We start from the raw sequence: 6718 nt of genomic DNA on the forward strand, positions 1-6718 counted from the left end.
ACACCGCCATGATATCCCGCCCCTTCAGCGCATCACCAAATTTCGATCATTGCTCACAAATAGCCATCTGAGCCGTGTCGTCGTCTGTTGAGACGGCCTGACGGTTTCAGTGTTCGTCAGCTTTCACGGCACTCATAGCTTGCGGCTTGCGCGGGGTCGGCCCCGGTGAAATGTGCCTCGGCTGGCCAGACGCAGACGGGTTGCGTCACGCCGGGAAAGGCCGTGCCGGTGGCGGGCATCTGTGTGGGGGCCTCGCCGCTGTCCATCCAGCCTTCCAGCAATGTCAGCGGGTCGAAATCGTCCAGCGCCGGCCCTCCGCCGCAATGGGTCATGCCGGGCACGACAAACAGGCGGGCGAAATCGCCGGGCGTATCGGATGCCGCCTGCCGATACCAGCGCGTCAGATCATTGGTCGAAAAGACCGGATCGGCAGCCCCCTGAAAGACCACCATCTTACCACCGCGATCCGCGAAAGTGGTCAGAAAGGTCGAAGTCGCATCCAGCAGCCCGTGCATCTGCCGTGTATCCTGCGCGGCCTGGTCGAAGTCCAGCGACATTGGGTCCACCCCCTCGCGCGGGGGTGTCAGGAACAGCCGCGACAGGGAATCGCCGCCCAAGACCACGTTTAGCGCCGGGGTCTCGGCCGTGCCCAGCTTCCACGCGCGCCAGCCGGGGCTGGCGATGCCGGGATCAAAGGGCCAGTCGCTGTAAAGCGCCCGGCCATCCGCGCCCTTCGGCCCGGCCATTACCGTGGCCAGCGCATCGGTCTTGGCATCGCCCAACTGGCTGCGCATTCCCTCAAGATCAAACGCGCATTGCGAGGCGGCGTTCACGATCCCGTCCGTTATCCCGTCCAGCGCATCGCATTGTTCCAGAATGGCCGCCGCCACCATATCCAGATCATCTTGCGTCAGCGCCTGTGACAGATCCCCATTCGGCGCGACCGACATCAGCGCGCGCACGTCCCATGCCTGCGTCAGGGAAGCGGCTGTCAGGTGAAACCCCGGATTTCCTGCGACCACGCCGTCGAACTCGGTCGGATAACGCTGCGCGGCGATCATCGCTTCGCGCCCGCCGTTCGAACACCCCATGAACAGCGACCTGTCCGCCTCGCGCCCGTAATGGGCGGCGATGATCGCCTTGGCGGTATCGGTCACGCGGCCGATCGAGGCATAGGCAAAGTCCAGCCGCGCCTGTTGATCCTGCGCAAAATCGGCATCCCTGCCATCATGTCCGCCATCCATGCTGACCACGGCATAACCCCGCGCCAGCGCGGGTAGCGCCGTCGAACCGTTCGACGGGATCGAGCCGATTGCCGGCGCGATGAACCCATCCATGCCTCCGCCGCCCTGAAACAGGAAATGGCCGTTCCAGTCGTCGGGCAAGCGCATCTGGAACCGTGTGCCATACTGGCCGCCAACGCCTTGCCGGTCGCCGATCTTGCCCTCGACCAGACAATGCGCACCGATGGGCACGTCGCGTGACGTGCTGCCGGTCATGGCGCTGTTGGGGTCGGGTGGCAGGCTGTCCGCCGCCTGTTCTGTGGCGCTGCCGATTTCCACCCCGCGCAGGGTCAGTTCCGTCAGATCGGTGCAAGCCGCCTGCGCTGCCCCGGCCAGCATGGTCGAAGCCAGCAGTGCAGCCGATCCCGGCATCAGATGCTTCATGGCGGTCCGCTCCTTGAGTTCGGGCTGTTCAGTCAGCTCATTCGCAGCCTAGGGTTGCACAGCCCCGATCATCGGGCAATGCCTGACTTATCCTGCAACCCTTTGCATGGCATATCAATCGGTCGTGCTTCATTCAGAACTCTGGTCGATAAGTTCTATCTGAAAATCTGCTCTATCCCGGCACTGCAACCTGCGGCATAATGCACCATTGACCCTTTGCCATCTGCAACCAGACAGCCGGAAGGAAGCCCCATGGAATTGACGATCAATGGCACCTCGCATCAGGTCGAGGCCGAGGATGATACGCCACTTTTGTGGGTGTTGCGCGACACTTTGGGCATGACTGGCACGAAATACGGTTGCGGCGTGGCGCAATGCGGGGCCTGCACGGTGCTGGTGGATGGCGTGGCCACGCGGTCCTGTGTGACCACCATCGACATGCTGGCGGGCGCACAGATCACCACAATCGAGGCGATCGAAACCGACCCCGAAGGGGCCAGGGTCGTTGCCGCATGGGTCAATCATCAGGTGCCGCAATGCGGTTACTGCCAATCGGGGCAGGTGATGGCGGCGACTGCGTTGCTCAAGGAAACCGCGACACCGACACAGGACGATATCGACGCTGCGATGACCAATTTCTGCCGCTGCGGCACCTATAACGCGATCAATGCCGCCGTGCGGCAGGCCGCCGAAGCATAAGGGGGCGACCATGAACACGCATGTGCAAAACGACCGCCCGCTGAACGTTTCACGTCGCGGATTTCTGGGCGCGGCGGGGGCACTGATCCTGTCGGTTTCCGTGCCGCTGCGGCCTTTGCGCGCGCAGCCGGTGGATTACCATATCGTGCCCGGAACCCGCGTTCAGGCATTTCTTGAGATACGGCCCGATAACACCGTGCTGTTCCGCAACCCCTTTGCCGAAGGCGGTCAGGGGGTCTATACCGCGCTGGCACAGATCGTGGGCGAGGAACTGGATCTTGACCCCACCGATTTCGTGAATGAGGTCGCGCCACCCGGTCCCGACTATCTGCTGACGGGCGGCGCGCGCTTTACCGGCGGCAGCATGTCGGTGCGGATGAGTTATGACGCGATGCGCAATATCGGCGCGGCGGCGCGGATGATGCTGATGCAGGCTGCGGCGCGGCGGCTGAATGTCCCTGTCGAGGAGCTGACCACCGAACCGGGCCGGGTGATCCACGCCGCCAGCAGCCAAAGCCTGAGCTATGGCGAACTGGCCGAGGATGCGGCGGCCCTGCCGGTGCCGTCTGACGTGCCCCTGCGCGATCCGGCCGATTTCCGCTGGATCGGTCAGCCGGTGGCGCGTCTGGACACGCATGACAAGGCGACCGGCAAGGCGCAATACGGTATCGACCTGACGCTGCCCGACATGCTTCATGGCGCGGTGCAGCACGCCCCCCGTCTGGGCGAGGAACCCGGCGACCTGACGAATGAGGCCGAAGTCGCGGCCATGCCCGGTGTGCATTCCGTCCACAGGCTGCCTGGCGCGGTCGCGGTGCTGGCGGACAGCTGGTGGCGGGCGCGGCGTGCGGTGGAAACGCTGAATGTCGAATGGCAGGCAGCAGCACCCGGCACCCCCGACGCGATGCCCGCTGATTTCTCGTCCGAGGGCTACAAGGCATCGCTGCGCGACAATCTCGGCACCGGCACCGATTTCGAAACTGCCGGCGACATGGCCGCGCTGGATGATGCCGCCACCCGGATCGAGGCCGTCTATGACGCGCCGCATCTGGCTCATGCCCAGCTTGAACCGCCCAGCGCGCTGGTGCGCTGGAACGATGACGGCACATTGGAACTGTGGATTCCCAATCAGGCCCCCGAGATGTTTCAGGCCGACATTGCCCGGCGCGCGGGCATTGCCCCGGAACAGGTCATCCTGCATTCGACGCTGCTGGGCGGGTTCTTTGGCAGGCATTTCCTTTATGCCAGCGCCAACCCTTTCCCGCAGGCGGTCGAGCTGTCCCGCGCGGCTGGCCGTCCGGTCAAGCTGATCTGGTCGCGGGAAGAGGAATTCCTGCGTGATGCCCTCCGTCCGATCAGTGTGACCCGGTTCCGCGCCGGTCTTGACGCCTCGGGGCAACCGCTGGCGCTGGAAGGTGTCGCGGTGACGGAAGGCGCCACCGAACGCTGGTATGGCAAGGTCGAAGGTCAGGCCAATCCCTCGGCGCTGGAAGGTATCGCGGGCAAGCAATACGCCATCCCCAACCGCCGCATCGCGCAGGAATATGTTCGCGACCCGGCGGTGATCGGGTTCTGGCGCTCGGTCGGGCATTCGATGAACGATTACTTCTATGAATGCTTCTTTGATGAAATGGCCGGGGCGGGCGGCAACGATCCTTATGAGCTGCGCCTGTCGCTGCTGACGGAAAATCCGCGCCTGACCACTTTGCTTGAGGCGGTGGCCAATCTGGCGGGGGGGTGGCAGCGCGGGCCATATCAGGCCGATGACGGCACGACACGGGCGCGCGGCGTGGCCATGGCCTCGCCTTTCGGGTCCGAGGCCGCGACAATGGCCGAGGTGTCGCTGGATGGCGGGCAGGCGCGGGTGCATAACATCTGGGTTGCCATCGACCCCGGCAGCATCGTGAATCCTGCCATCATCGAGGCGCAGGTGCGCGGCGCGGTGGCGCTTGGCCTGTCGGCCACGCTGCTGGAAGATCACGTTTATGAAAACGGGATGCCGCTGGCCCGGAATTTCGACAGCTATCCGATCCTGACCCGTGACATGATGCCAGATGTCCATGTCCGCATCATTCAAAGCGGAGCGCCCATGGGTGGCATCGGCGAACCGGGTTTGCCCGGCGTGCCGCCCGCCGTGGTCAACGCGGTGGCGGTGCTGACGGGGGAACATATCCGCAGCCTGCCTCTGGCCAAGCATACGCTGACGCCCAGGGGCTAAGGCAGCCCCTGTCCTGACCGCACCCACCCGGCCTGTGCCCGAGGTTGACATGAACGAACTGCATCCCGGCCTTGTCACCGCGGCCGCCACCACGGCAATCACGCTGGGCGAGACGGATTTCCCCCTGCCCGCGCCGGGGGAATGCCTGTGCGTGATTACCAGCGTGACCGGGCCATCCTATCGTCCGCTTGGGGCGGCGATGGTGGTTGCCTCTGACGGATCACGGCGCGGCAGCCTGTCCTCGGGCTGTATCGAGGCCGATGTCGTCCGCCACGCCATTACCGCATTGCGGCAGGGGCGGGGGACAGTGCTGCGCTATGGCAAGGGGTCGCCCTTCATGGATCTGCAACTGCCCTGTGGCGGCGGATTAGAGGTGACGCTGGTTCCCGATCCCGGTGCCGGACAAATCGCCGCCGCCCGCCGGAACCTGCGCAATCGGCAAGACGCCACGCTGACCCTGCCGTCAGGGCAGCGCCTGCTGCTGCGCCCGCGCCCGCATCTGATGATCCTCGGTTCCGGCCCCGAAGCTGCCGCCCTTTTCGCGATGGCCCGCGCGGGCGGAATGTGCACCGACTGGCATTGCAGCGCGGCTGAAACGCCGCCGGGCGCCCACGCCCTGACCGGCACCGGCTGGCCCGAGCGGCTGATCCCGGACGCCCGAACGGCCATCGCGCTGTTCTTTCACGATCACCATCAGGAACCGCCACTGCTGGCCCGTGCCCTGACCAGCCCGGCCTTTTATATCGGCGCTCTGGGCAGCGCCCGCGCCCATGCCGACCGCTGCGCAGCACTGGGCCAGATGGGGCTGGGCCGGGCACAGACCGACCGCATGGCGTGGCCCTTTGGCCTTGTTGCCCATGCCCGTGACCCGCAGGCCATTGCGGCGGGTGTGCTGGCTCAGATTCATGACCATGCCCGCCTTTTCTGATCTGGCGGTTCTTGTGCTGGCGGCGGGGGCCTCGCGCCGCTTTGGACCGCAGGACAAGTTGCTGGCCACACAGAGCGGCCGCCCGCTGGCCGCCCATGCCTTTGCACTGGCCGGCGGTGTTCCGGCAGCGCAGCGCTTGGCCGTGACCGCCAGCCCTGCGGTCGCTGCGCTGGCGCATCAGGCGGGGCTGCGGGCGCTGACGGTCCCGCCGGGCGGGCGGCAATCAGACAGTCTGCGCGCGGGCATCGCCGCATTGTCCCCCCGCATCGGTGCCGTTCTGATCCTGCTGGCCGATATGCCATGCCTTGAACCGGGCGATCTTGCAGCCCTGCTGCACCTTTGTGCGCCCGCTTGCGCGACAAACGGCATTGTAGCGATGCCGCCGGCATTGCTGCCGCGCGACTGGCTGGCCGACCTGCCTACCGCCACAGATCAGGGCGCACGCAACCTGCTGCGCCGTATTCCGCAAAACCGCCGCATCCACCTGCCGACCGGACATCTGCACGACATTGACGTTCCGTCGGATTTTGGCTGATTGTTCATTTCTGCCACGCGACTGCCTTTGGCCCATCAATACGCAAAGCCTTGTGGTGACGTCACAGGTGGCCTGATCGCAGCAAACCCCGGCGACATAAAGCCGGGCAGGCGCGGTCAGTTCACGGTCAAAGCCGCCGCCACATGTGCTGGCGCAGGGCGTCGGGCATCTGCCCATCGGTGTCGCGCAACCCCACATCGGCAAATGGCGGGGTCGGTGGAGTCCCTCAATAGCAGATCAGCGGCATGGCAGTTTCTGCGGCGGTCTGTTTGTCGTCCCGGAAAACCGCATCGGTTTTATGATCGAAACCCATCAACTCGCTGAGGGAATCGACAAGGCGGGACGATACCCCGGCCCCGGCTGCCCTGCCTGAAAGGCAGCCCGAAAAGGGCTGCCCCACCTGCCGGATGCGCGGCGTTTACTGGCCCAGATAGTCTGTATCCGTGACTGGCTCGCCCCAGTTCACATTGCTGTCGCCGTCGAATTGCTGGACAGCCAGATGGGTGACGGCTGTGCTGTCGGTCGCGCCGTGCCAATGCCTGATGCCGGGGGGGCACCAGACGACATCGCCCGCGTTCATCACATGACGCTCGCCGCCCTCGGCCTGCGTCCAGCCCTGCCCGCTGAGCTACCCCCCGAAATTCGGACACTGACATAAGCTACGATTTGCA

Annotated in this window: 5 protein-coding genes and 1 pseudogene; 4 read left to right on the forward strand and 2 right to left on the reverse strand. The window is 65.2% G+C overall.

Annotated features, from left to right (window positions below; translation table 11 throughout):
- Positions 1-116: 116 nt before the first annotated feature.
- Positions 117-1667, reverse strand: coding sequence for a tannase/feruloyl esterase family alpha/beta hydrolase (locus Q4G24_RS16180; protein ID WP_303367574.1), 1551 nt, complete (start codon positions 1665-1667; stop codon positions 117-119).
- A 252-nt stretch (positions 1668-1919) separates the two neighbouring features.
- On the opposite strand from Q4G24_RS16180, the gene Q4G24_RS16185 reads away from it, so the two are divergent.
- The 4 genes from Q4G24_RS16185 to Q4G24_RS16200 are packed head-to-tail and all read left to right on the forward strand — an operon-like array spanning position 1920 to position 6047.
- Positions 1920-2366, forward strand: a complete 447-nt coding sequence (locus Q4G24_RS16185) for a (2Fe-2S)-binding protein (protein WP_303367575.1) — start codon at positions 1920-1922, stop codon at positions 2364-2366.
- Positions 2367-2376: 10 nt separating this feature from the next.
- On the forward strand, positions 2377-4584 hold the full coding sequence (locus Q4G24_RS16190) for a xanthine dehydrogenase family protein molybdopterin-binding subunit (RefSeq protein WP_303367576.1): 2208 nt from the start codon (positions 2377-2379) through the stop codon (positions 4582-4584).
- 49 nt (positions 4585-4633) lie between these two features.
- On the forward strand, positions 4634-5512 hold the full coding sequence (locus Q4G24_RS16195) for an XdhC family protein (protein WP_303367577.1): 879 nt from the start codon (positions 4634-4636) through the stop codon (positions 5510-5512).
- Positions 5490-6047, forward strand: coding sequence for an NTP transferase domain-containing protein (locus Q4G24_RS16200; protein WP_303367578.1), 558 nt, complete (start codon positions 5490-5492; stop codon positions 6045-6047). The genes Q4G24_RS16195 and Q4G24_RS16200 overlap by 23 nt, the downstream gene beginning before the upstream one ends.
- 418 nt (positions 6048-6465) lie before the next feature.
- On the opposite strand, the pseudogene Q4G24_RS16205 reads toward Q4G24_RS16200, so the two are convergent.
- A pseudogene (locus Q4G24_RS16205) lies at positions 6466-6663 on the reverse strand (cupin domain-containing protein); the annotation flags it as partial.
- Positions 6664-6718 lie beyond the last annotated feature (55 nt).

The organism is Paracoccus sp. (in: a-proteobacteria), from assembly GCF_030538695.1.
In the GTDB taxonomy this organism is placed as follows: domain Bacteria; phylum Pseudomonadota; class Alphaproteobacteria; order Rhodobacterales; family Rhodobacteraceae; genus Paracoccus.